Origin of the sequence: Kribbella aluminosa (assembly GCF_017876295.1) — a bacterium.
GTDB classification, from domain to species: Bacteria; Actinomycetota; Actinomycetes; order Propionibacteriales; family Kribbellaceae; genus Kribbella; species Kribbella aluminosa.
This window is the reverse complement of the sequence record NZ_JAGINT010000001.1, coordinates 950,504-973,076: the sequence shown is the minus strand read 5'-3', so window position 1 is coordinate 973,076 and position 22,573 is coordinate 950,504. Positions and strand designations below refer to the sequence as shown.

At 69.6% G+C, this 22,573-nt stretch carries 23 protein-coding genes; 12 read left to right on the top strand and 11 right to left on the bottom strand.

The genetic code is table 11. The annotated features are described in order from the left end of the window. The first annotated feature begins 37 nt into the window (after positions 1-37). A complete protein-coding gene (locus JOF29_RS04825) occupies positions 38-1,216 on the top strand; it encodes an MFS transporter (protein ID WP_245357447.1) in 1,179 nt (392 codons plus the stop codon). On the opposite strand, the gene JOF29_RS04820 is transcribed toward JOF29_RS04825, so the two are convergent. The 9 genes from JOF29_RS04820 to JOF29_RS04780 all read right to left on the bottom strand — a co-directional run bounded on the left by JOF29_RS04820 (position 1,198) and on the right by JOF29_RS04780 (position 10,823). After that, a complete protein-coding gene (locus JOF29_RS04820) occupies positions 1,198-2,271 on the bottom strand; it encodes an MSMEG_0565 family glycosyltransferase (RefSeq protein ID WP_209693029.1) in 1,074 nt (357 codons plus the stop codon). The two genes, JOF29_RS04825 and JOF29_RS04820, sit on opposite strands and share 19 nt — an antisense overlap. Continuing rightward, entirely contained in the window at positions 2,271-3,086 is an 816-nt protein-coding gene (locus JOF29_RS04815; RefSeq protein WP_307863147.1) for a carbon-nitrogen hydrolase family protein, read from the bottom strand. The genes JOF29_RS04820 and JOF29_RS04815 overlap by 1 nt, the downstream gene beginning before the upstream one ends. Positions 3,087-3,088: 2 nt before the next feature. Further along, the gene (locus JOF29_RS04810; protein WP_209693028.1) at positions 3,089-3,925 is read right to left on the bottom strand and encodes a carbon-nitrogen hydrolase family protein; all 837 of its coding nucleotides are present in this window, start codon (positions 3,923-3,925) and stop codon (positions 3,089-3,091) included. After that, entirely contained in the window at positions 3,922-5,376 is a 1,455-nt protein-coding gene (locus JOF29_RS04805; protein ID WP_245357446.1) for an MSMEG_0567/sll0787 family protein, read from the bottom strand. The genes JOF29_RS04810 and JOF29_RS04805 overlap by 4 nt, the downstream gene beginning before the upstream one ends. Continuing rightward, positions 5,373-6,443, bottom strand: a complete 1,071-nt coding sequence (locus tag JOF29_RS04800; protein ID WP_209693027.1) for an MSMEG_0568 family radical SAM protein — start codon at positions 6,441-6,443, stop codon at positions 5,373-5,375. The genes JOF29_RS04805 and JOF29_RS04800 overlap by 4 nt, the downstream gene beginning before the upstream one ends. A gap of 10 nt (positions 6,444-6,453) precedes the next feature. After that, positions 6,454-6,975 (bottom strand): MSMEG_0572/Sll0783 family nitrogen starvation response protein, encoded by a 522-nt coding sequence (locus tag JOF29_RS04795; RefSeq protein WP_209693026.1) that lies wholly within the window; start codon positions 6,973-6,975, stop codon positions 6,454-6,456. Positions 6,976-6,991: 16 nt separating this feature from the next. Then, entirely contained in the window at positions 6,992-7,810 is an 819-nt protein-coding gene (locus JOF29_RS04790) for an amidohydrolase family protein (RefSeq protein WP_209693025.1), read from the bottom strand. Between the two features lies 1 nt (position 7,811). Beyond that, positions 7,812-9,068 carry an MSMEG_0569 family flavin-dependent oxidoreductase gene (locus tag JOF29_RS04785; RefSeq protein WP_245357445.1) on the bottom strand — a complete coding sequence of 419 codons (1,257 nt, stop codon included), beginning with the start codon at positions 9,066-9,068 and terminating at the stop codon, positions 7,812-7,814. A 132-nt stretch (positions 9,069-9,200) separates the two neighbouring features. Beyond that, positions 9,201-10,823, bottom strand: coding sequence for an AMP-binding protein (locus JOF29_RS04780; protein ID WP_281067210.1), 1,623 nt, complete (start codon positions 10,821-10,823; stop codon positions 9,201-9,203). 186 nt (positions 10,824-11,009) lie between these two features. Between JOF29_RS04780 and JOF29_RS04775 the strand changes: the two genes are divergently transcribed. The 6 genes from JOF29_RS04775 to JOF29_RS04750 are packed head-to-tail and all read left to right on the top strand — an operon-like array spanning position 11,010 to position 16,277. Further along, positions 11,010-12,467 (top strand): restriction endonuclease, encoded by a 1,458-nt coding sequence (locus tag JOF29_RS04775; protein ID WP_209693024.1) that lies wholly within the window; start codon positions 11,010-11,012, stop codon positions 12,465-12,467. A gap of 56 nt (positions 12,468-12,523) precedes the next feature. Further along, positions 12,524-13,153, top strand: a complete 630-nt coding sequence (locus JOF29_RS04770) for a nucleotidyltransferase family protein (protein ID WP_209693023.1) — start codon at positions 12,524-12,526, stop codon at positions 13,151-13,153. Further along, positions 13,154-13,531: a hypothetical protein gene (locus JOF29_RS04765; protein WP_209693022.1), complete on the top strand. Its 378-nt coding sequence runs from the start codon at positions 13,154-13,156 to the stop codon at positions 13,529-13,531. It abuts the gene before it with no gap. A gap of 48 nt (positions 13,532-13,579) precedes the next feature. After that, the gene (locus tag JOF29_RS04760) at positions 13,580-14,194 is read left to right on the top strand and encodes an SIMPL domain-containing protein (RefSeq protein ID WP_209693021.1); all 615 of its coding nucleotides are present in this window, start codon (positions 13,580-13,582) and stop codon (positions 14,192-14,194) included. 60 nt (positions 14,195-14,254) lie between these two features. After that, a complete protein-coding gene (locus JOF29_RS04755; RefSeq protein ID WP_209693020.1) occupies positions 14,255-15,490 on the top strand; it encodes an Nramp family divalent metal transporter in 1,236 nt (411 codons plus the stop codon). A gap of 19 nt (positions 15,491-15,509) precedes the next feature. After that, the gene (locus JOF29_RS04750) at positions 15,510-16,277 is read left to right on the top strand and encodes a metallophosphoesterase (RefSeq protein ID WP_307863146.1); all 768 of its coding nucleotides are present in this window, start codon (positions 15,510-15,512) and stop codon (positions 16,275-16,277) included. On the opposite strand, the gene JOF29_RS04745 is transcribed toward JOF29_RS04750, so the two are convergent. Beyond that, complete coding sequence (locus JOF29_RS04745; protein ID WP_209693018.1) at positions 16,251-16,814, bottom strand: TetR/AcrR family transcriptional regulator; 564 nt, start codon at positions 16,812-16,814, stop codon at positions 16,251-16,253. The two genes, JOF29_RS04750 and JOF29_RS04745, sit on opposite strands and share 27 nt — an antisense overlap. Before the next feature lie 75 nt (positions 16,815-16,889). On the opposite strand from JOF29_RS04745, the gene JOF29_RS04740 reads away from it, so the two are divergent. Together JOF29_RS04740 and JOF29_RS04735 are read left to right on the top strand one after the other, a co-directional pair. Continuing rightward, positions 16,890-17,939: a saccharopine dehydrogenase NADP-binding domain-containing protein gene (locus tag JOF29_RS04740; RefSeq protein WP_209693017.1), complete on the top strand. Its 1,050-nt coding sequence runs from the start codon at positions 16,890-16,892 to the stop codon at positions 17,937-17,939. A 45-nt stretch (positions 17,940-17,984) separates the two neighbouring features. After that, positions 17,985-18,350: a DUF427 domain-containing protein gene (locus JOF29_RS04735; protein ID WP_209693016.1), complete on the top strand. Its 366-nt coding sequence runs from the start codon at positions 17,985-17,987 to the stop codon at positions 18,348-18,350. A gap of 16 nt (positions 18,351-18,366) precedes the next feature. Here the strand turns inward: JOF29_RS04735 and JOF29_RS04730 are convergent, their stop codons facing one another. Next, entirely contained in the window at positions 18,367-19,134 is a 768-nt protein-coding gene (locus tag JOF29_RS04730; RefSeq protein WP_209693015.1) for an alpha/beta fold hydrolase, read from the bottom strand. 109 nt (positions 19,135-19,243) lie between these two features. On the opposite strand from JOF29_RS04730, the gene JOF29_RS04725 reads away from it, so the two are divergent. Genes JOF29_RS04725 through JOF29_RS04715 form a run of 3 tightly spaced genes read left to right on the top strand, consistent with a single transcriptional unit; the run spans position 19,244 to position 22,568 of the window. Next, positions 19,244-20,026 carry a GNAT family N-acetyltransferase gene (locus JOF29_RS04725; RefSeq protein ID WP_209693014.1) on the top strand — a complete coding sequence of 261 codons (783 nt, stop codon included), beginning with the start codon at positions 19,244-19,246 and terminating at the stop codon, positions 20,024-20,026. Next, entirely contained in the window at positions 20,023-20,289 is a 267-nt protein-coding gene (locus tag JOF29_RS04720; protein ID WP_209693013.1) for an AAA family ATPase, read from the top strand. Before JOF29_RS04725 ends, JOF29_RS04720 begins: the two co-directional genes overlap by 4 nt. Further along, positions 20,286-22,568, top strand: coding sequence for a helicase C-terminal domain-containing protein (locus tag JOF29_RS04715; RefSeq protein ID WP_209693012.1), 2,283 nt, complete (start codon positions 20,286-20,288; stop codon positions 22,566-22,568). The genes JOF29_RS04720 and JOF29_RS04715 overlap by 4 nt, the downstream gene beginning before the upstream one ends. The last annotated feature ends 5 nt before the right edge of the window (positions 22,569-22,573 follow it).

Here is a 22,573-nt window from a genome sequence, read left to right as displayed (position 1 = left end):
GTTGCATCATGCTACCAATTCCTTTTACGGTAGCAAGATGCAACCAACAATCTCTGTCCGTGGCCGCCTGCTGCTCGCCGTGGCCGCCGGTGTCGCGGTCGCCACCGTGTACTTCGCCCAGCCGCTGCTCGTCACGATCGGCCAGGAGCTCGGGATCGCGGCCGGGACGGTCGGCGTGTTCGTCACCGTCACGCAAGCGGGATACGCCCTCGGGCTGTTGTTCCTGGTGCCGTTGGGCGATCTCCTCGACCGGCGCCGGCTGATCCGGCTGCAGTTCGCGCTGTTGGCCGTCGCACTGCTGGTCACCGGTCTCGCACAGAACGCCGCCATGCTCCTCGTCGGCCTCGCGTCGGTCGGCGCGCTGGCTGTCGTCACCCAGTCGCTCGTCGCGTACGGCGCGGCGCTGAGCGATCCCGTCCAACGTGGGCGCACCGTCGGCACCATCACCACCGGCATCGTCCTGGGCATCCTCCTGGCGAGAACCACGTCCGGCATCCTCACCGACCTCGCGGGCTGGCGGGCCGTCTACCTGACCGCTTCTGCCGTCTGCGTGGGAATTGTCCTGTGCGTGGCCCGAGCGGGGCGCGGGCTGCGGTCGGGTCGATCCGCGACGCCGTCGGACGTCGGCCTCACGTACGGCGTCGTACTGCGGTCGACCATCACCCTGTGGCGGGAGCCGATGTTCCGGGAGAGTGCGGTCCGCGCCTTCTTCATCTTCGCGTCGTTCAGCACGTTGTGGACCTCGATCGCCCTGCCGCTCACCGAACGCGGCCTGTCGCACGCCGAGATCGGTGTCTTTGGCCTGATCGGCGCTGCCGGGGCGTTCGCTGCCGGACCGGCCGGACGACTGGCCGACCGCGGTCACGGCCGGCTCGTGACCATGCTCGCTTCGGTGCTGTTGGCAACCAGTTGGCTGGTCACCGCGTGGACGCCGTACACCCTGGTGGCGTTGGCGATCGGAGCGGTGCTGCTCGACCTCGCCGTCCAGGCGATCCATGTCACCAACCAGAGCATGATCTACCGACCTGACGCGGGCAGCCGGCTGATCGGTGGGTACATGGTGTTCTACTCGCTGGGCAGCGGCCTGGGCGCGATCGCGTCGACCGCGCTGTACGAACGCGCCGGCTGGACCGGCGTGTGCATCCTCGGCGGGCTGTTCGGAGTGGGCTCCTTGCTCACCATGATCCGGGCAACCCCTCAGCTGAGGGTCGAGTAGAAGTCCAGGTGCGCGGCCGCGGCGGCTTCCCAGGTGTACGTCGCGGCGACGACGCGGCCGAGGTCTACCCGGCTGCGGTCGGTCATCGCCGTACGCAGCCCGGCCGCCAAGGCGGCTGGACCCGTCGCGTACGTCGCGGCGTCGCCCAGGATCTCGCGGAAGACCGGGAGGTCCGAGACCACCAGGGGCACTCCCGCTGCGAGGGCCTCCAACGGGGCCAGGCCGAAACCTTCTGCGACAGAGGGAAAAGCGAAAGCCTCGGCGCCTGCGACCAGGGCCGGGAGCTCCGCGTCGTCGACCGGCCCGAGCACCACCGGAGCGATACCGAGTTCGGCGGCGCGGGCGTCCCACGCAGCCCGGTAGGCGCGGTAGTCGAACAGGGTCTCGCCACCCGCGATCACCAAGGGCGTGCCGTCGAGACCCGCGGCGGCTTCGAGCAGGTCGAGCGAACCTTTGCGGGGTTCGATCCCGCCGACCGTGAGGACGTAGCGTCCGAGCCTGGCGCGCCAGGCTTCGCGGGCCGCCGTGGCGGCGGCGTCCGAAGCGGCCGCCGCCGCAAACCGGGCGGCGTCCACCCCGTTCGGGATAACTGTTGCCTTGAGCCCCCATCCGGCCAGCAGCTCGGCGGCGACCGCCGTGGACACGCAGACCTGTGCGTACGGCTCGACGATCGCCCGCTCGTGGCAGGCGGCCAGCTCCGGGGTGGTGAAGTGGTCGAGGTGATGCACGGTCCGGACGCATCGGCCGGCCGCGTTCGCGCTGATGCAGTCCTGCGCGTGCACGACGTCGTACTGCGATCCGTCGAACGCATCCCGCAGTACGGAGATCGACCGGAGGATGCGTGCACCGACGCCCTCATCGGGCCGGTCGGGGAACGGGACCAACGACAACCGGACCCGCGGGTCGACGGGCCGGAAGAATCCCTCGTCGCCACCACGCGCCAGGGACCACACCGTGACGTCTGCGCCGGCGGCGGCCAGCGCCTCCGCCAGGTAGAGCGTGTGCACGACGCCGCCGCGCGGTTTGGTCGAGTAGCTGAGCAAGGCGATCCGCATCAGTAGACCTCCGGGCGGCGTTCGTCGAGGTGGTGCAGGACCCGGCGGGCGGTCTCGATCTCGGCCCGTACGTCGACGTCCGCGATCGCGATCCCGGCCTTCGACCAGGTGCGGGCGACGATGTCCCCGCCCGGGCCGACCACCTTGGACTGACCGAGGAACCGCAGGCCGCCGATCGAGCCGGTCAGGTTGGACGAGACCAGCACGACCTGGTTTTCGGCCGCGCGGGACCGGTCGTAGAGGTCGAACAGCCGCGACTGGCGGTCCTCGTTCATCCGCGGTGCCCGGTTGGTGATGCTGGTCGGCCACGCGCACAGGCAAGCGATCACGTCCGCGCCGTCGACCGCGAGCGTCCGGGCCGCCTCCGGGAACGTCTTGTCGTAGTCGATCATCATGCCGACCCGGCCGACCGGGGTGTCGAACGCGGCGAATTCGTTGCCGGCGGCATAGATCGCCCGTTCACCCGGTGGCTGGTGCACCTTGCGATGCTTGCCGAGGATGCCGTCACCGGTGACACACAGAGCGGTGTTGTAGCGCCGTGACCCGTCCGCCTCGCAGAAGCCGAAGCACACGACCATCTCGCCGGCCATCGCGATCACCTTGGCGATCAGCGGATCGTCGAGGGCGAGCGCGGGCGGCAGGTCGTCGAGCGCCGGGTTGCTCAGATCGGTCAGGTAACCGCCGAGCGCCGCGTCCGGAAGCACCAGCAGCCGGGTCTGCTCGCGATGGCCGTGCCGGATCAGGGCCTCCACCCGGGACAGGTCGAACTCCAGGTCCCGGGTGAACCCCGCCGCCACCGCGCCGATCCTGAGCACTGTCAGACCGTCGCCAGCTCAGGTGATCCGTACGTCTCCGGCCGTCGATCCCGCAGGTGTCCCATCGACCGCCGGGCGAGCTCCAGCGCCTGCTGTACGTCGAGTTCGGCGATCGCCACTCCCTCGGTCACGCCGGTGTCCGCGAGGACGTCGCCGCCCGGGTCGACCACCTTGGCGCTCGCGACGAACCGCAGCGAGCCGAACATCCCGGACTGGTTGGCCGACAGCCAGACCACCTGGTTCTCCAGGGCCCTCGCCCGGTCGAACAGATCGAACCGGCGCTTCCAGCGGTCCTTGGCCAGATCCGGATCCGGGTTCGTCCGCGCGCCCGGCCAGGCCGACATACAGACGATGATCTGGGCCCCGTCCAGCGCGAGGGTTCGCGCCGCCTCCGGGAACGCCTTGTCGTAACAGATCATCAGGCCGAGCCGCCCGATCGGGGTGTCGAACGCCTCGAACCGGTCACCGGCCGCGTAGTGCTCGTCCTCCCGCAACGGCTGATGGACCTTGCGGTGATGTCCGAGTACGCCGTCACCCGTGACGCAGACCGCGCTGTTGTAGATCAGTCCGTCGTCGGCCTCGGCGTACCCGGCGGTGACGACCAGGTCGCCGGCCAACTGCGCGAGGCGGGCGATCTCGGGTCCGTCGACGGTGAACGCCGGCGGCGGTTCCGCCGTACCGTCGAGGCTGAGCAGGTAACCGCCGAGAGCACCCTCCGGAAGCGCGAGGAGTTTCACCCCGGCGTCGCGGGCCTCGCCGATCAGCGCCTCGACCTTGGCGAAGTCGGCCTCCAGGTCCCGGCCGAAGCTCGCGGCCACGGCCGCCATCCTGAGCGTCATGCTGCTCCCATCCCGGTCACGCCGGCGCTCAGCGCCTCGGTGACGTCTCCGTCCGGCCAACGCAGTACCACGCCTTGTCCTGCGGTCAGTTCGCCGCACACCGCACCCACGGCGGGCCCGGCGTCGAGCTCTTGCGGACCTGCGGTGAGCATCGCGAAGCCGGGGAAGCAAGTGAGCCAGTCCCCCATCGACGCCGCCTCGGGCTTCGGTACGTCGGCGACGTCAAGCACCGCTCCGCAACCGCTCGCCTCCGCCAGCATGCCCAGCGTCCCGGCGATGCCCGCCATCGACACATCCTTCGCCGCCGACGGTCGGGCCTTGCCGACCGCGGCCACCATCGTGCGCAGCTCCTCCGGTCGTCGACGACTGGTCGAGTCCCACTGCCGTCCCGCATAACCAGGCCGCCAACCACCACCGAGGTCCGCGGTCAGCCTGAGACGCTGCCCTGGCCGTCCGCCTCCACCGGCGACCGGATGCGTGGTCCGGCCGAGCGCGGTCACACTCAACGCCGCCGGCACACCCAGCTGCGTGTGCCCGCCGAGAATGGGTACGCCGTACGCCTTGGCCGCACGTTTCAGCCCGGCCAGCACCCGGGCCGCCTCCGTTCCGTCCCGGGCACCGAGCGCGTCGAGCAGACCGATCGGTACGGCCCCCATCGCGGCCAGGTCGTTGACGTTGACCAGCACCGAGCACCAGCCGGCCCACTCCGGATCCCGCTCGACCATCGACGGCAGGATCGCGTCACACGCGGCGATCAGATCACTCCCCGGCACCGGCGCGCCGTCGTCCCCGACGAACCCGGCCGGTCCGATCCCTTGCAGCAAAGGGCCCAGCTCACTCTTGGTCGCCTCGGCCAACCGCGCGATCCGCCCGATCGGCCACCGCATCAACACATGCGGGGAGCCTGCGGCCTCCACGGGCCGTACGGTCTCCCACCCCAGCCGCTGGAAGAACCGGTGGGTCGACAGCTGCACCGTCGCATCAAACCGAAGCGCACCCGCCGCCTCGGCCCGCGCAGACGCCGCCCGCACCAACGCCGCCCCCACCCCAACCGGCCGCCGCATCCTCCCGCCACCGCTTGCGTCCGAAGACGTGTGGCCGATAGCCCTCGAATCTTCGGACGCAGCGGCAGTGACGAGGCGGCCGCCCTGCCACCAGCCGATGTCGGGACCGGCGGTTGCCGGGCCGAGGCGGACTCCGCCGATCACCGCCCCGTCAGCTGTCCGGGCGACCAGTACCTCGGTGCGCGGATCGGCGTCCCGCTCGTCGAGGTCGGACCCGTCGAAGAGGCCCTGCTGCTCGACGAACGCCGCGTGCCTCAGCCGGTGGTACGCCTGCCGGGCCGCGGCATCCGCCTCCTCGATCAAAAACGCCGGCGGCGGCTCCCCCAACAGCGCACGAACGTCAGCCGCCCGCATCACGCCTGCTGTCTGCACCACCGTCGTACTCATGCTCCGGCCGCCGACAACAGACTGCAAGCACCGCACGCGGCACACCCCGCGCCCTGGTCCGCGCCCCGCATCTCCGCCTCCGCGAGCAACGCAGCGACCCGTGACGTCACGTCACGAACCACCGCGGGATCCGGGGCCGTCACCCCATCGGCCCGCGCGAGCGTCCCGAGCATCGGCCGCAGCGGTACGACGAACGGGTACACCCCGCGCTCGATCAACCGCCCCGCGCCGGCGACCAGCTCGTCCGGGTCCTCGCCGAGACCGATCAGCAGGTACGTCGACACCCGATTCCGGCCGAAAACCCGCACGGCCTCGTCCCACGCCGCGTCGTACTCCGCCAGACTTACGGTCGACTTCCCCGGCATCCATTTCCGTCGTACGGCGTCGTCGAGCGACTCCACGTGGATGCCGATCGAGGTCGCCCCGGCGTCGCGGAGCTCCGTGAGCACGGACAGATCGCCGGGTGGCTCGATCTGGACCTGGATCGGCAGCCCGGGTACGGCCGCCAGGACCGCCTTCACCGACCGCACCAGGTTGCGGGCGCCACGATCACGGCCGGTCGTCGTACCCGTCGTCATCACCATCTGGGTGACACCGTCCAGCCGGACCGCCGCCTCGGCGACCTCGGCCAACTGGGCCGGCGTCTTCGCCGCGATCGTCGCGCCGGCCCGGAGCGACTCTTCGATCGAGCAGAACCGGCAGCGGGTGGATTCGTCGTACCGGATGCAGGTCTGGACGACGGTGGTGGCGAGGACGTCCTTGCCGTGCAGCAAGGCGATCTGTTGGTACGGTACGCCGTCGGCCGTGGTCAGGTCGTAGAACTTCGGCCGGCGGACCGGCTCCACCGACAGGCCGAGGTTCAGGCCGTTGCGGAAGACCGCGCCGTCCCGGACCTGATAGGGGCTGTCAGCAACGATCGGGAGGGTGGCGTTGGCGCCGTCGACGACCAGGTGCCCGTCATCGCTCGGCCCGGCGCCCTTGCTGCGCCGAACGGGCGCGTCCACCTGGACGCCGTACACGGCCATCTCGGCCCGGGTCGCCAATGACTCCTCGGTGCCAACGCTCATGACGAACCCCTCAGAACATGTACGTCGAGTTGATGATGGCGCCCTTGCGGGCGTAGTGGATCAGCGCGTCCTGCACGTCCAGCGGGTGGGTCGGGATGACGCCCTCGATCAGGTCCTCCTCGCGGGCGCCGTGCAGGGAGAGGCCGAACCGGCAGCAGTAGACCTTGCCGCCCTCGGCCATGAACGTCTTCAGCGACTCGTTGATGTTGTGCTCGCCGGGGAAGGCCGAGTTGCCGGTGGTCGGGAAGCCGCGGGTGGCCAGGCAGTTCAGCGAACCCGGTCCGTAGAAGTAGATCGCGGACTCGAAGCCCTTCCGCTGCGCGCGGGTCGCCTGCAGGATCGCGACGAAGCTCACCGAGGACTCGTGCGCGATGCCGTGCACGAGGGTGAAGTAGGTCTCGCCGTCCTCGGCCTGGTAGTCCGGGAACACCTTGGTGCCGCCGTAGATGCTGGAGCCCTGCGGCAGCGACGGGTGCGGGATCTCTCCCAGGCTCTTGGTCTCGAGGTCGGTCAGTTCAGCAGTTTCGGGCATTTCGCTACTCCTTGGGTCAGTCGTACAGGTGGGAGAAGGCGTGGTGGAAAACGTTGTCGGCGAGTTCGCCGTCGCCCATCGCGGCGCGCATCCGGGCGAGTTCGCCGGCGTGGTCGCCCCAGGGCTGGTCGCTGGCGAACAGCACCCGGTCGTGGCCGATGCCGCGGCGTTCGATCTCGGCGGCCAGCCAGCCCGGAGCGAAGCCGATCGCCCAGGACAGATCGGTGTAGACCCGCTTGCCGGCCTCGATCCAGTCGAAGAACCGGGAGCCGATCAGCTTGATGTGACCGCTCATCCCGCCGCCGAAGTGGACCAGGTGCAGCGGTACGGCGTCGGCGTACGTCTCGACGAGGTGACCGACGTGGTCGATGTCGGACGCGGCGCCGGGTGAGGTGTGGACGTGGACAACGAGCCCGTGATCCCTTGCGGTCGTGAAGATCTCGTCGAGCTGTGGCCGTACGGCGTCGTCGGTCGGGTGGCCACCGAGCAGGAAGCTGAGCTTGAGGGCCCGTACAGCGGGCTCGCCGGCCAGCGCGAGTGCCTTCGCGGTGAGCTCGGCGTCCTGCGGTCGTGGCGACACCCAGAGGCCGGCGCGGATCCGGTCGTCGCGCGCCGCCGCCTCGACCACGAGGTCGTTGAAGCCGAACGACACCGCGACGTCGGGAACGCCGTAGTTCGGAATCACGAGCGCCCGGTCGGTCCCCTCGGCGTCGAGGTCGGCGATCAACTCGTCGATCGTCGCGCGGGCGGTGAGGTCAGGGTTGACGGGCGGGCCGCCGTAGAAGGGATAGGCGGGGAGTACGCCGAGGTGGCGGTGGGCGTCGGAGACGTACATGTCAGGCCACCGTCCGATGAAGGCCGGCGATCCAGTGGACGCCGGCTCGCTGCTCGACGATGCGGTCGACGACGTACCGCGCGTCGTCTGCTACGCCTCCGAAACGCCCGGATCCCCAGGTGTGCTGCCAGGGCAGGCCGATGAAGTACATGCCAGGTTCGCTCGTCACACCGCGCCGATGGGTCGGATACCCGCGGCCGTCGAACACCGGTACCTGGATCCAGCTGTCGTCCCGGCGGAACCCGGTACTCCAGATCACTGCGCCGATTCCTTGCAAGGAAAGCGTTTCCGGCGTTTCCGTCGGCTCCCAGACCGGTCGGTAGCGCGGCTCTTCGGGCGCGTCGATTCCCTCGGCCGCGATGTAGGCGTCGATCGAGTCCTTGATGCCTTCGGAGACCGCGTCGGCATGGTCCAGGTTCTGCGCGAGGTCGTCGGCGAACCGCAGTTCCTGCCGGTCGGTGTCGAGCAGGCGGCCGTAGAGCCGCATGCCTTCCAGGGCGAACTTCCGCAGGTCGATGTCGCGGCCGCCGTCGCGCCCGGTGACGTAGTGGTTCACCCGGAAGCGGACCGCGTCGACGTCGTCGAACTCGTCGATTCCCTTGCTGTAGTAGCCCATCCGGTCCAGCCAGGCCACCACGTCGAGCCCGCGGTAGAACCGCGCGACCCGTGGGGCACTGCCCGTCGCCAGGTGCACCGTGCGCCCGGCCAGGTGCAGGTCCTCGGCGATCTGGCAGCCGGACTGTCCGGTCCCGACCACGAGGATCTCACCGGGCGGCAACTGGTCAGGATTCCTGTACTGCGAGGAGTGCAGCTGAGGGACCACGAGTCGTTCGGCGATCCGGGGGAGGCTGGGCCGCTGGTACGGACCGGTCGCAACCACCACCTGGTCGGCGGTGATCGTGCCGGCGGTCGTGGTGATCCGGAACCCGTGCTCGAGCCGGGTCGCCCGGACACCCTCGACGATCGGGACGTCGTACGACTGCCGGTAGCTCTCCAGGTACCCGACGATCTCGTCGCGGACCATGAACCCGTCCGGATCGGTGCCGTCGTACGGGAACCCCGGCAGACTGCACTGCCAGTTCGGCGTCACCAGGCAGAACGAGTCCCACCGGCGGTTGCGCCATTCACTGCCGACGCTTTCCGCCTCCAGGACAACGTGTTCCAGGCCCTGCGCGGTCAGGTGCCAGCTGGTCGCCAGCCCTGCCTGGCCGCCGCCGACCACGACGACGGGGACGTGTGCACCGTCGATGAGTTGCATGCCGGCTCCCGGGGTTTCGGTCCGTTCTGGATGACATCCAGTGAAGGACCGCCCGATTGCCGCGCGATTGCCCCCGGAACAAACTCACGTTTCCGAACCGGCCCGGGAGGTTTCGCGTGTGTAACCACGAATTCAGTCCAGACCCAGCAGCTCCACGGACCTCTCGCGCATCTCGACCTTGCGGATCTTGCCGGTGACGGTCATCGGGAAGTCGTCGACGAGGACGACGTACTTCGGGATCTTGAAGTGCGCGAGCTTGCCGGTGGCGTAGGTTCTGACCGCCTCCGAGTCCAGCGGGTCCGCGCCGGGCTTCAGCTTGATCCAGGCGCACAGCTCCTCGCCGTACTTCTCGTCGGGCACGCCAACGACCTGGACGTCGGCGATCGACGGGTGGGTGTAGAGGAACTCCTCGATCTCCCGCGGGTACACGTTCTCGCCGCCGCGGATCACCATGTCCTTGATCCGGCCGACGATGTTCACGTACCCGTCGTCGCGCATCGTCGCGAGGTCGCCGGTGTGCATCCAGCGCGCCCGGTCGATCGCCTCCGCGGTCTTCTCCGGCTCGTCCCAGTAGCCGAGCATCACGGAGTACCCGCGGGTGCACAGCTCCCCCGGCTCGCCGCGCTCCACGACGAGCCCGGTCGCCGGATCGACGAGTTTCACCTCGACGTGCGGCAGCACCCGGCCGACGGTCGACGTACGGCGGTCGAGGTCGTCGTCGCGCCGGGTCTGGGTGGACACCGGCGAGGTCTCGGTCATCCCGTAGCAGATCGCGACCTCGGCCATGTGCATGTCCGCGACGCAGCGCTTCATCACCTCGACCGGGCACGGCGACCCGGCCATCACCCCGGTCCTGAGGCTGCTGAGGTCGTACGACGCGAAGTCCGGCAGGCCGAGCTCCGCGATGAACATCGTCGGTACGCCGTACAACCCGGTGCACCGCTCGTCCTGCACGGCCTGCAACGTCGCGGCCGGGTCGAACGCCGGGCCCGGGATCACCATGCAGGCGCCGTGCGTCGTGCAGCCGAGGTTGCCCATCACCATGCCGAAGCAGTGGTAGAAGGGCACCGGGATGCAGAGCCGGTCGTCGGCGGTGAACGCGATCGTCTCGGTGACGAAGAAGCCGTTGTTCAGGATGTTGTGGTGGCTGAGCGTCGCGCCCTTCGGGAACCCCGTCGTACCGCTGGTGTACTGGATGTTGATCGGGTCGTCGAAGGACAGCGCGGCCTCGCGGGCGGTCAGCTCGTCGATGGTGATCCGGGCGGCGTCGTCACGGAGCGCGTCCCAGTCGCCGGTACCCAGGTAGATCGTCTCCTCGAGCGCGGCAAGGTCAGGCTTCACTTCCTCGACCATCGCCCGGTAGTCGCTGGTTTTGAAGGCGGTCGCGGAGACGAGCAGCCGGACCCCGGACTGGTTCAGCGCGTAGGCCAGCTCGTGGGTGCGGTACGCCGGGTTGATGTTCACCAGGATCGCGCCCATCAGCGCGGTGGCGTACTGCGTGATCGTCCACTCGGCCTGGTTCGGCGCCCAGATGCCGACCCGGTCGCCCTTCGCGATCCCGCGCGCCATCAGGCCACGGGCAACGAGTTCGACCTCCGCGCCGAACTCGTCGTACGTCCAGCGCCTTCCGGTCTGGACCTCCACCAGCGCCTCGTGATCGCCGTACTCCGCGATCGTCCGTCTCAGGTTCGCGCCGATCGTCTCACCCAGCAACGAAACCTCGGACACCCCGGACGCGTACGACGGCAGGCTCATGGTTGTCATCGTCACGCGACCGGACCCGACCGGCAAGACCACGCGCGGCGCGGCAACCACTTGTGAACCTGCACGTGCAGCAGGAAACAGGGAGTGGACGGCAAGCAATGTCCTTACCAACTCTCTGTCATATTCGGTCGCACAGCGTGGTTGGACCGTTACATTGGATCAGAGAGGTGTGAGGCGATGGGCCGATCTGCCGAAGGTCATGCCCGCAGCGACCGTCCGCCCGGACGTACAGCCGAGGCGGCGCAACGTACCGCTGCGGCGCGGGAACACGTCCAGGTGCTGGAGAACATCCTGGCCGGTGCACTCGCCGTCGACGTCCACGGTACCGATCTGCAGTCCCTGAAACGGGCGCCGCGACGGGCACCGCCGGCGGTGTCGCCGGCCGATCTCGAGGCGCGTCCCGGACCTGTCTGGGATGCGTTCGTGCCCCACCCGCCGTTTCGCTGGTGGGGTGCCCAGCGCCGGTTCGCGCGGCGGCTCGCCGACGCGGAGGACCGGTTCGCGGAGGCGATCGAACGGCACCGGGCCGCTGAGGAGACCCGCCGCGACCGGGTGGCCAAGGCCCTGCGGGAGCAGGTCGAGCGACAGCGCCGGCTCGACGAGGCGACCGCGGAACAGCATGCGCGGATCGACGCGTACGAACGGGCCATGGAGAACCGGGACCGTGCAGCCGTGACGCGGTACTTCACGAAGGCGCTGGACCGGCACCCGGAGCCGCTGGACTTCCCACGGCGCCGCAAGGTCGGGTACGTGCCGGAGTCGACGCTGCTCGCGGTGGAGTGGGACCTGCCTGACGTCAGCGTCGTACCTGCTGAGGCGTCGTACCGCTACGACCGCTCACTGGACGCCGTACTGGCCGTGCCGCGGGACCCTGCTGAGCTACGGCGGCTCTACCAGCAACTGGTCGCGCAGCTGGCGTTGCGGGCGCTACACCTGGTCTTCGGCAGTGACAGGTACGGCGTGGTCGAAACGGTCGTGTTCAACGGCATGGTCGAGTCGGTGGACCTCACGACCGGGCAGACCGTACGGCCGTGCCTCATCACGCTGCGGGCGACCAGGGAGCAGTACCAGGCGCTGGTGCTGGACCAGCTCGATCCAGTGGCCTGTGTACGGCACTACTTCGCTGCCGAGGTCTCCCGGCACCCGGAGGAGCTGCAGCCGGTGGAGCCGGTGCTGGAGTTCGACCTGACCGACCCGCGGATCGTCGAGGCGGTGGACGTGATCAGCGAGATCGACGCCCGGCCGAACCTGCTCGACCTGAGTCCGGAGTCCTTCGAGCACCTGGTGCAGAACCTGCTCACCCGGATGGGCCTCGAGACCCGCCTGTTCCGCCGCGGAACCGACGGTGGGATCGACTGCGTGGCGTACGACCCCCGACCGATCACCGGCGGCAAGTTCGTCGTCCAGGCCAAGCTCTGGACCCGCACCGTCCCACCCTCCGCCGTCCGCGACCTCTTCGGCACCGTCGTCGACGCCGGCGCCACCAAGGGCATCCTGATCACCACCTCAGGCTTCGGCCCCACCAGCTACCAGTTCGCCAACGGCAAACCCCTCCAACTAATAGACGGCACCGCCCTCCTCTCCCTCTGCCACCTCCACGACATCCCCGCCCGCATCATCCGCAGGGCCGGTTGACCATGTCCTGAAAAGTGGGCATATGCCTGCTAAAGTGGGCATAGGAGGTGGTCGCAGTGGAGTTCCCGGAGCCGATGTCGAGCGTCGTTCCAGGATTGCACGGCCGTGTCCTCGGCGTGCTCGCGCGCACCGAGCGCCCGTTGACCGGGCGAGCGCTGGCCGGACTGCTGCGTTCGCCGGGGAGCCCCAGCGGCGTACAGAAGGTGCTGGACGACCTTGTGACCAACGGCGTGGTGGTCGCGGAGCCTGCCGGTCGTGCCCGGCTCTACACCCTCAATCGCCAACATGTCGCATACCAGGCGATCAACCAGCTCGCACGGCTCCGGGAGTCGTTGCTCGATCGCATCAGGGAAGAGGCCAACTCCTGGGCCGTGCCGGCGAAGGCGATCTGGCTCTTCGGCTCTTCGGCCCGCGGCCAGGGCGGCCCCGACAGTGATCTCGACCTGCTGATCGTCAGGCCCGACGACGTCGACGACTCAGACCCCCGTTGGCTGCGGCAGCTCGAAACCCTTTCTGCACAGGCAAGCCTCTGGTCGGGCAATTCCTGCGAGGTCGTCGAATACAGCGATCAAGAGATCCGCGACCTGATCAGCCACGGCGAGCGCCTGGTAGCCGAGCTACGACGCGACGCCGTACCCATCACAGGCAGCACCCCCCGCCAACTCCTCAACCGAAAGGCCGGATAGTTGACCGCACTCGACGAAGCCCGAGCCCACCTGGCGAAGGCCCGCGAGTTCCTCGAAGCCGCCGAGATGACCAACGATCTTGCACTGTTCAACGCTGCAGCATCCAATGCGGTCACTTCCGGCATCAACTCGAAGGACGCGATCTGTCTCGCGCTGATCGGCCGGACCCGGAAGGCGGACAACCATGCTGAGGCGGTCGCGGAACTCAAGAGCGCAGGTCCGGCGGGGCGCGACAGCAGTATGACGCTGTCCCGGCTGCTCAGACTCAAGTCGAAGTCGCAGTACCAAGCAGCCTCTGTCTCCGCCGCGGATGCGTCCAAGAGCATCGACTGGGCGGCGCGCCTGCTGACAGCCGCGGAGGACGTCACACCTCGTTGAGCGTCTGGAGCCCACCGGTGACTCGCAGGTGATGCCAGACTGGCGGGTATGGAGACAGGGGTGCGGGTTGTCGGGTCAGGGCAGGTCAGTGGGACGCCGGACGTCTTGCGGGTGACGTTTTCCGTCGAGCATGCGGAGGTGGATGTTGCTGCTGCTGTCGCGAAGGTGAGTGAGCGTACGGATGCGGTGGTCGCCGCGCTGCGTGCGCAGGGTGTCGACAGGGGGCAGCTCGCTACCAGTGCGGTGAACGTGTACCAGGACTACCGGGAGCCGGGGGCGCCGACGGCGTACCGGGCTGCGCACACGATTCAGGTGGAGACCAGGGACCTGACCGGGTTCGGGGGGTTGCTGAATGCGGCTGTTGGTGCCGCAGGCAACGATCTCGGGCTGCACGGGATGCAGTTCGACATCGCGGACAAGTCGGCGCTGCTGGTGCAGGCGCGCGAGTTGGCGTTCCAGCAGGCGCGGGAGAAGGCCGAGCATCTGGCGGGCCTCGCCGGGTACTCGCTCGGCGGGGTGACAACGGTGTCCGAGACCCACAGCCCGGACGGGATCCCGGTTGTCCGGCTGCAGGCTTCGAAGGCCTACGAGTCGAGCCTGAGCATCACCCCAGGTGAGCACACGGTCGAGGTTTCACTTCAGGTGACGTTCAGCTGGGCGTAACGCGCGTCTCAAATCGCGTACAAAGGTTGCGTTGTCGGTGGCGTCGTACAGACTGCTTTCATGTACGCGCCGGCGCCGTTGAGGCGGCAACTGAGTCGGTCCGGGCTGTTGCTGCTCGGGCCGGCCTTCGTTGCGGCCGTTGCGTACGTCGATCCGGGGAACTTCGCCACCAACATCGCCGCCGGCGCGACGTACGGCTATCTCCTGTGCTGGGTGGTCGTCGGCGCGAACCTGATGGCCGTCCTCGTGCAGTACCTGGCCGCCAAAGCGAGCATCGCGACCGGGCGGACGCTCCCCCAGCTCTGCCGTGACCACTTCAAACGCTCGACCTCGACCGGCCTGTGGGCACAGGCCGAGGTGGTCGCGCTGGCCACCGACCTGGCCGAGGTGGTCGGCGGCGCGATCGCGCTCAACCTGCTGTTCCACATCCCGCTGCTGCTCGGCGGCGTGATCACCGGCGCGGTGTCGTTCGGTCTGCTGATCTACCAGTCCAAGCGCGGGCAGCGCCCGTTCGAGGCCGCGATCATCGGCCTGCTCGCCGTCGTACTGATCGGTTTCGTCGTCTCCACCGCGCAGGCCGGCCCGTCCGCGAGCGGCGTGGTCGGCGGCCTGGTGCCGCGGCTGGACGGCACCCAGTCGCTCGTCCTCGCGGCCGGCATGCTCGGCGCGACCGTGATGCCGCACGCGATCTGGCTGCACGGCGCGCTCGTCACCGACCGGCACTGGAAGGCGATCCGCTCCGAGGACGGCAAATCCCGGGTGCTGCGGGCAACCCGGCTCGACGTCGCCGTCGCGATGGCACTGGCCGGCGCGGTCAACCTCGCGATGGTCGTGCTGGCAGCAGCTGCGCTGAAGGGCACAGGCGCGGACTCGCTCGACGCCGCACACGTCGCGATCGGCGAACGGATCGGCCACCTCCCGGCGCTGCTGTTCGCGCTCGCCCTGCTGGCCAGCGGTTTCGCGTCCTCCTCGGTCGGGACGTACGCCGGTTCGGTGATCCTGGACGGTTTCCTGCAGCGCCGTGTGCCGCTCCCCGTACGGCGCTTGGTCACTCTGGTGCCCGCACTGCTGGTGCTTGCGATCGGCATCGATCCGAGCCGCGCGCTGGTGATCTCGCAGGTGGTGCTGAGCTTCGGCATCCCGTGCGCGCTCTGGCCGCTGGTGAGATTGACCGCATCCCGGCGCGTCATGGGCGACCTCGTCAACCGCCGGGCGACTACTCTCACCGCATGCCTGGTAGCCACCGCCGTCACGGCCCTCAACGTCGTTCTGATCGTGCTGACCGTGCGAGGCTGACGTGAGCCGGGTGTACGCCGTGAGCGACGTCCACGGCCACCTGGAGAAACTGGTCCCGGCTTTGCACACGGCCGGCCTCACCGATGCCGACGGCAACTGGACCGGCGGGGACGCCCGGCTGTGGTTCCTCGGCGACTTCTTCGACCGCGGCCCGGACGGTATCGGCGTACTGCACTATGTCCGTGAGCTGATCGGCCAGGCGCCCGCCGGCGCGGTCCGGATGCTGCTCGGCAACCACGAGATCCTCGCGCTCGGGATGCACAAGTTCGGCGACAGGTTCGTCCCGCACGACGGCATCACGCTGCGCAGCTTCGAGCGCTCCTGGGCGCTGAACGGCGGCCAGGACCGCGACCAGGAGCTGCTCACCGACGACGACGTGTCCTGGCTGCTCGACCAGCCGTTCCTCGGACTGGACGTTGACCAGTTGCTGATGCACTCCGACACCGCCGAGTACGTCGAGTGGGGCGACACGCTCGACCAGATCAACACCGCGGCCCGCGCCGAACTGCACTCCGACGACATCGAGGTGTGGTGGGAGGTCTGGCGCCGGATGACCTCGCGGTACGCGTTCCGCGGCGAGGGCGGCCCGGAGGTCGCGCGGATCATGCTGCAGCACCTCGGCGGCCGGCGGATCGTGCACGGCCACAGCATCATCGCCGACCAGCTGCACATCGACCCGGAGTTCCTGACCGGCCCGCACCTGTACGCCGACGGCCTGGTGCTGGGCATCGACGGCGGTGCCTTCGACGGCGGGCCGTGCCTAGTCGTCGAGCTCTCGGCCGAGTGAGGCGACTACGGCGTCCAGGCAGGACCGGAAGGTCTGCTGCCCGCCGCCGTCGATCCAGCGGCTGAACGCGTTCTGGAAGACCGCCGACCCGATCTGCGCCACCAGCGTCGCGTCCTCGGGTGCCAGCCCGCGCTCCGCGAGCCCGTCGCGCAGCGCCGCGGTGACCGACGCGAGCTTGGTCCGCTCGCGCTCCTGCAGCTCGGGACTCGCGGCGATGACGGCCCGGCGTACGTCGGAATCCTCGGCCAGGTCGGCCAGCAGTTCACCGACGGCCACGGCGGCCTGCAGTACGGCGGGCCACGGGCGAACGTCGGCGTCGACGGCCCGGAGCGCGTCGAGCACCGCGGCCGGGAGCCGTTCGGAGCCGGCGAACAGGACCTCGCGCTTGTCCGGGAAGTAGCGAAAGTAGGAGCGCCGGGTCAGGCCGGCGTGCTCGGCGATCTGGTTGACGGTGACCGCGTCGTACCCGTGTGCGGCGTACAGCTCGAGCGCGGCCTTGCGTAGTCGCTGCTCCGCACCGGGGTCCCATCGCGCCATACCGGCAGTCTAGCAAGAGTGATGTCTCAGGGTGTTATCGTAGCTGATGACACTGTGAGACATAAGGAGCTTCGGATGATCTGGATTCTGGGGGCGACCGGCCGGACCGGCAGGGAGATCGCGACCCGGGTGGCGGCGCGCGGCGGTACGCCGGTGCTGGTCGGGCGCTCTGCTGAGCGGCTGCGGAAGACCGCCGCGGACCTCGGGCTCGGCGACGCCGACGTGATCGCGACGGACGACCCCGCCGCGGAGATCGCCAGCCGGCGGCCGGCCGTGGTGGTGAACACGATCGGCGGGTATGCCGAGACCGCCGTACCGATCGCGCGCGCCTGCCTGCCCGGCGGGCATTACGTTGACCTGGCCAACGACCTGGTCGCGATGCCGCGGTTGCTGGCGCTGCACGACGAGGCAGCGGCCGGCGGCAGTACGTTCGTCACCGGCGCCGGGTTCGGCGTCCTCGGGACCGAGGCCGTGGTCGCGTGGCTGTGCGCGGATCGGCCGGCGCCGCGGCAGGTACGGGTGGATGCGTTGCCGTCGGTGGCGATCACGGCCGGTCGGCTGGGCGAGGCGCTGGCGCGGTCGATCGTGTCGGGGCTGACGACGGGCGGCAGGCGGTACGTCGACGGGCGCATGGTCCCGGCCCGGCTCGCCGCGGATCCGCGGACGCACGCGTTGCCGGACGGGCAGACGGCGAAGTCCGCGGCCGGCCCGACCGGTGAGCTGCTGGCGGCGCACCTGGCGAGCGGGGCGCCGGACGTCGTGGCGACGACCGGGCTGCTGCCGACGGCCCCGCTGATCCGGGCGATCCTGCCCGCGGCCGGTGCGCTGCTGAAGGTCCCGGCGCTCCAGCGGTTCGCCGTACGGCGGATGGCGGCGATGGAGTTCAAGCCCGCACCGCGGCCGCGGGAGCACTCGTGGGGGCACGCGGTCGTGACGTGGGCGGACGGTACGACGCGGGAAGCGTGGCTGCGCGCCGACGACGCGATGGACTTCACCTCGAACGCTGCCGCGGAGACCGCCGTACGACTGGCCCGCGGCGAGGGCCTGCGTGGTGCGTACACACCGGCCTGCGCGCTCGGCGCCGAACTCGCGGAGGCGGCCGGGGCGACTATTTCTGAGCCGTGAGCGTGCGCGGGAATGGTCCCCGGCGGTACGGGGTTGTGGCTGGTCATGGCGGAGAAGACTGTGAAGATTCCCGGGCCGGACCACCCGATCACCGTGGAGAAGAATCCGGACCGTGTCGTCGTGAAGGTCGGTGACCGGGTCGTCGCGGACACCCGGGACGCGTTGTCGCTGCAGGAGGCGAACTACCCCGCGGTGCAGTACATCCCGCGCGCGGACGTCGACTTCACGCAGCTCGAGCGCACCGACCACCAGACGTACTGCCCGTACAAGGGTGACGCGTCGTACTACACGATCCTCCCGGACATCGAGAACGCGGTCTGGACGTACGAGCAGCCGTACAACGCGGTCGCCGACATCCGGGACCACGTCGCGTTCTACCCGGACAGGCTGTCGATCGAGATCATCGCCTAGGGGGTGAGACCACCACTCACCCCCTCAGGAATTCCTTGAGGACCGGGGCGAGCAGTTCGGGGGGTACGGCGTGGTGCTGGTCGGGGAGGTCGGCGTACGTGACGTTCGGCAGGATCGCGGTGACGCGGCGTGCGGCGTCGATCATGAACGGCGCGGTCGCGGTCCCGGCCAGTACGAGCGTGTCCGGCGTGACGCTCCGCAGCAGCGCGACCGGGGTGCCGCCCTGGTCGAGGCCGTGTCCCATCACGGCGAAGTCGTAGGCGAGCGTCGGGGCCAGGTCCGCGACACCGGGTGCGGCGGCTACTTGCTCGGCGGCCTCCTTCGGCATGCCCGTCATCAGCAGGAACCGCTCGACGGCCTCCTGGTTCCGGCCCTCGCGGATCGACTCGAGTACCTGCCCGCCGTCGTCCGACGTGTCCGCATCGTCGGGGCCGTACGGCGGCTCGTGCATGACGACCTTGCCGAACGGCAGCGTGACCGCGGCGATCGCGGCAAGTGCCGCACCGGAGGAGTGCCCGTAGATGGCCGCCGTACCGCCGACCGCGGTCAGCAGCGCGGCGATGTCCTCCACCTCACGGCGGACGTCGTACGGCGTCGTGTCGCCGGAGTCACCGCGGCCGCGACGGTCGTACGTGATGACGTCGTACTCGCTCGCCAGCTCGTCCGCCAGCGGGCGGAACGAGTTCCGGTCGCACAGGGCTCCACCGACCAGGATCACCGGGCTCCCGCTGCCCAGGCGGTCGTAGGCGATCGTCGTACCGTCCGCGGACGTCACTTTCTCCATGCTGCTGCTCCTTGCTGGTTGTTGCCGTCGGACGGTACGTCGGAGCCGGTTCCGGTACTTCGACATACCGGGTGGCAGACGACCCGTCCGGGTGGTTCACTGCTTCGCGATGATTACCAGAGTCGACGACTACCTCCACGCCGTGCCGCTGTCCGGGGCCGACGCTGAGCAGGTCGGTCCGTTCACCTTGTTCCGCAGTACGACGATCTGGCCGTACTACGCGCGCCCTGTGCCTGGTTCCGGGGTAACAATCGAGCCTAGCGACGTTGAGCTCGTACGGAAGCGTTGCGCCGAGCTGGAGATCCCGCTGAGCTTCGAGTGGGTCGTCGAGACCTGTCCGTCGCTAGGACCTGCTGCGGCCGCTGCCGGCCTTGAGGTGGTCCAGCACCCGTTGCTGGTGCTAGAGCGTGCTGACTGCCGTCCTGTCGTGGCTGATGCGCGCTGCGAAGTCCTGTCTGCTGACGAGGCCGTAGTGCGCCAGGCACGAGCTGTCGTCAACCTGGCCTTCGGTGAGTCCGGTACGGCCGTTGGGAACGCGGGGCCTGCTGAGAGGGACACGGCTGCTGCTCAGCTCTCAGACGAGATGGTGGCGACGCTACGCGACCGGGTCGGCCGTGGTGTGTCGGTCGGCGCTGGAGCGTTCACCGAGGACGGCCTGGTCGCTGCCGGTACTCACCAGCCTGTTGGCTCGGCTACAGAGATCGTTGGCGTCGGTACGCTGCCCGCGCTGCGGCGACGCGGTCTGGCCGCCGCTGTGACCTCAACGCTCGTGGAGCACGCGCTGGACAACGGCGTTGACCTCGTACTGCTGTCCGCCGAGTCCGACGCGGTGGCTGCGGTCTACGAACGTGTCGGCTTCCACCGGATCGGTCACACCGGGGCAGCAGAGTGACCGGAAGCCCGAGCACCCGCCTCGTCGTACTGCGTGGCAACTCGGGCTCCGGCAAGACCACCACCGCCCGTACGCTCCGGGAGCGCCTCGGCCGCGGTACCGCCTGGGTCGAGCAGGACCACCTCCGCCGCATCCTGCTCCGCGAGCACGACGTCCCGAGCGGCGTCGAGCAGACCGTGATTGGTCCGGGCAGTGCGCTCGACGAGACGGTGGAGCGGATCCTGACCGACCTCGGCGTACATCCCGTATCTTTGGAAGGATGAGCACCACCCAGCCGACCCGCCCCCGTACCCTCGCCGAGGCGCTGCGGGGCTGGGGCGACGCCGCGCTCGGTGAGCTGCTCCGCCGGCGCCCCGACCTGGCGCTGCCGCTCCCGGCCGACACCGGGCAACTGGCCGCGCGGGCGACGAGCAACGCGTCGGCGGCGCGCGCCATCAACCGGCTGGACGAGTTCGGCGTGGACCTGCTGGAGGCTTTGTCCGCGCTGCCCGAGCCGGTGGAGCTGGCCGCGCTGGTGCAGGGCGTCGGGCAGCCGGCAGAGATCGTCCAGCCGCGGGTCGCCGAGCTGCTGGACCTTGCTCTCGTGTGGGGCACCGAGGACGACCTGCGTACGATCCGGGCGGTGCACGAACTGCTCGGTCCGACACCGGCCGGGCTCGGTCCGACTACTACGCGGCACTTCGGCGACCTGGACAAGCTGATCGAGGACGCCGGGCCGGACGCGCGCGCCGTACTCGAGAAACTGACCTGGGGTCCGCCGACCGGTTCCGTCGAGAAGGCGGATCGGCCGGTCACGATCGCGTCCGCCCGTACGCCGGTGGAGCGGTTGCTGGCGCGCGGGCTCGTCGTACCGAAGGACCCGAACACCGTCGTACTGCCGCGGCAGATCGGGCTGCATCTGCGGGGCGGGCGGGTGCTGCCGTCGACCCGGCCGGTGCCGCCGCCGTTGGACGGCAAGAAGGTGTCGGCTGCGATCGCGGACCGGGCCGCGGCTGGTGCGGCGCTGGACCTGGTGCGGCTGGTCGACCGTGCGTTGGAGCAGCTGGGGACGGACCCGCTGCCGGTACTGCGCACTGGTGGCGTAGGGGTCCGGGACCTGCGCAGCCTGGCCGGGAAGATCGGTGCGGAGGAGCACACGACAGCGGCTGTGCTGGAGATGGCGTACGCGGCTGGGCTGGTTGCCGCGGTGGAGGTCGGTAACGGTGAGCTCTGGCTGCCGACAAGCGCCTACGACGACTGGCTTGAGCTCGACCTGGCGCACCGGTGGGCTCAGCTGGTCGTTGCGTGGTTCTCTGGGCTCAGGGCGATCGGGCTGATCGGACGGCGCGACAGTACGGGCAGTACTGCGGCTGCACGCGAGCGGCTCATCAACGCGCTGGCGCCGGACCTGGAGCGGTTGCTGGCGCCGGAGATCCGGCTGCTGGCGTTACAGGCGCTGGCTGCAGCTGGCACGGGTACGGCGCCTGCTCCGGAGGCTGTTGTGACCTGGGTGGCCTGGCATCGGCCTCGGCGCGGCGGGCAGTTCCGCGACGACCTGGTCGAGTGGAGCGTGTCTGAGGCGGCACTGCTCGGGCTGAGCGGGCTGGGGTCGTGGGCGAAGCACGCGCAGCCGTTGCTGAGTGCTGAGCCGACGGCTGACGAGCTGGCCGCGGCGATCAGCCCGCTGATGCCAGAGCCGGTTTCTGAGGTGCTGTTGCAGGCTGACCTCACCGCTGTGGCTCCTGGTCCGTTGGTGCGGTCCGTGCAGGACGAGCTGTCAGCCATGGCCGACGTGGAGTCGGACGGCGGTGCTGGGGTCTACCGGTTCAGTGAGAGCTCGGTGCGACGTGCTTTCGACCTGGGGCGTACTGCGGAGCAGTTGCACGCTTGGCTGGCCGAACACTCACGCACTCCGGTGCCGCAGCCGCTGGCGTACCTCGTGGACGACGTCGCGCGGCGGCACGGCGTGCTGCGGCTGGGGACTGCGTCGACGTACCTGCGGTGTGACGACGAGGACGTACTGACGCACCTGCTGAGCTCGAACCTGCCCGGTGTGCGCTTCCGCCGGTTGGCGCCGACGGTCGTGGTGTCACCGTCACCGCCCGACATGGTGCTGAGCCGGCTCCGGGACGCCGGGCTCGCGCCGCTGGCGGAGACGTTCGACGGCGCGCTGCATGTGACCGGTGCGCCACGCCGGGGTGAGGCGCCACGCCGACGTACCAGCCGCGACTTCAACGAGAGCGCGTTCGACCTCACCGACGACCAGGTCAAGGCCGTCATCGAAAAGGTCCGCACCGGCGACCGCATCGCCGCCGAACGCCCCGGCGACGAGGGCCTCGTCGAACCAGCAGCCCCCGCCGAAACCATCGCCGTACTCACCAACGCCGCCGAGGCCCACACCCGCACCTGGATCTCGTACGTCGACCACAACGGCCACGCCTCCGAACGCATCGTAGAACCCGCCCGGGTAGCCGACGGCTGGCTCACCGCCTACGACGACACCACCGAAGCCCCCCGTACCTACGCCCTCCACCGAATCTCCGCCGCCCGCCCCGTGGATTGACCGCT

Bases quoted from the DNA above. Each gene is read 5' to 3' on its own strand.
- JOF29_RS04820 (WP_209693029.1), bottom strand. From the start codon at position 2,271: ATGCGGATCGCCTTGCTCAGCTACTCGACCAAACCGCGCGGCGGCGTC.
- JOF29_RS04740 (WP_209693017.1), top strand. From the start codon at position 16,890: ATGATCTGGATTCTGGGGGCGACCGGCCGGACCGGCAGGGAGATCGCG.
- JOF29_RS04730 (WP_209693015.1), bottom strand. From the start codon at position 19,134: ATGGAGAAAGTGACGTCCGCGGACGGTACGACGATCGCCTACGACCGC.
- JOF29_RS04725 (WP_209693014.1), top strand. From the start codon at position 19,244: ATGATTACCAGAGTCGACGACTACCTCCACGCCGTGCCGCTGTCCGGG.
- JOF29_RS04800 (WP_209693027.1), bottom strand. From the start codon at position 6,443: ATGAGCGTTGGCACCGAGGAGTCATTGGCGACCCGGGCCGAGATGGCC.
- JOF29_RS04735 (WP_209693016.1), top strand. From the start codon at position 17,985: ATGGCGGAGAAGACTGTGAAGATTCCCGGGCCGGACCACCCGATCACC.
- JOF29_RS04715 (WP_209693012.1), top strand. From the start codon at position 20,286: ATGAGCACCACCCAGCCGACCCGCCCCCGTACCCTCGCCGAGGCGCTG.
- JOF29_RS04755 (WP_209693020.1), top strand. From the start codon at position 14,255: ATGTACGCGCCGGCGCCGTTGAGGCGGCAACTGAGTCGGTCCGGGCTG.
- JOF29_RS04790 (WP_209693025.1), bottom strand. From the start codon at position 7,810: ATGTACGTCTCCGACGCCCACCGCCACCTCGGCGTACTCCCCGCCTAT.
- JOF29_RS04780 (WP_281067210.1), bottom strand. From the start codon at position 10,823: ATGAGCCTGCCGTCGTACGCGTCCGGGGTGTCCGAGGTTTCGTTGCTG.
- JOF29_RS04760 (WP_209693021.1), top strand. From the start codon at position 13,580: ATGGAGACAGGGGTGCGGGTTGTCGGGTCAGGGCAGGTCAGTGGGACG.
- JOF29_RS04825 (WP_245357447.1), top strand. From the start codon at position 38: ATGCAACCAACAATCTCTGTCCGTGGCCGCCTGCTGCTCGCCGTGGCC.
- JOF29_RS04805 (WP_245357446.1), bottom strand. From the start codon at position 5,376: ATGAGTACGACGGTGGTGCAGACAGCAGGCGTGATGCGGGCGGCTGAC.
- JOF29_RS04785 (WP_245357445.1), bottom strand. From the start codon at position 9,068: ATGCAACTCATCGACGGTGCACACGTCCCCGTCGTCGTGGTCGGCGGC.
- JOF29_RS04810 (WP_209693028.1), bottom strand. From the start codon at position 3,925: ATGACGCTCAGGATGGCGGCCGTGGCCGCGAGCTTCGGCCGGGACCTG.
- JOF29_RS04745 (WP_209693018.1), bottom strand. From the start codon at position 16,814: ATGGCGCGATGGGACCCCGGTGCGGAGCAGCGACTACGCAAGGCCGCG.
- JOF29_RS04775 (WP_209693024.1), top strand. From the start codon at position 11,010: ATGGGCCGATCTGCCGAAGGTCATGCCCGCAGCGACCGTCCGCCCGGA.
- JOF29_RS04795 (WP_209693026.1), bottom strand. From the start codon at position 6,975: ATGCCCGAAACTGCTGAACTGACCGACCTCGAGACCAAGAGCCTGGGA.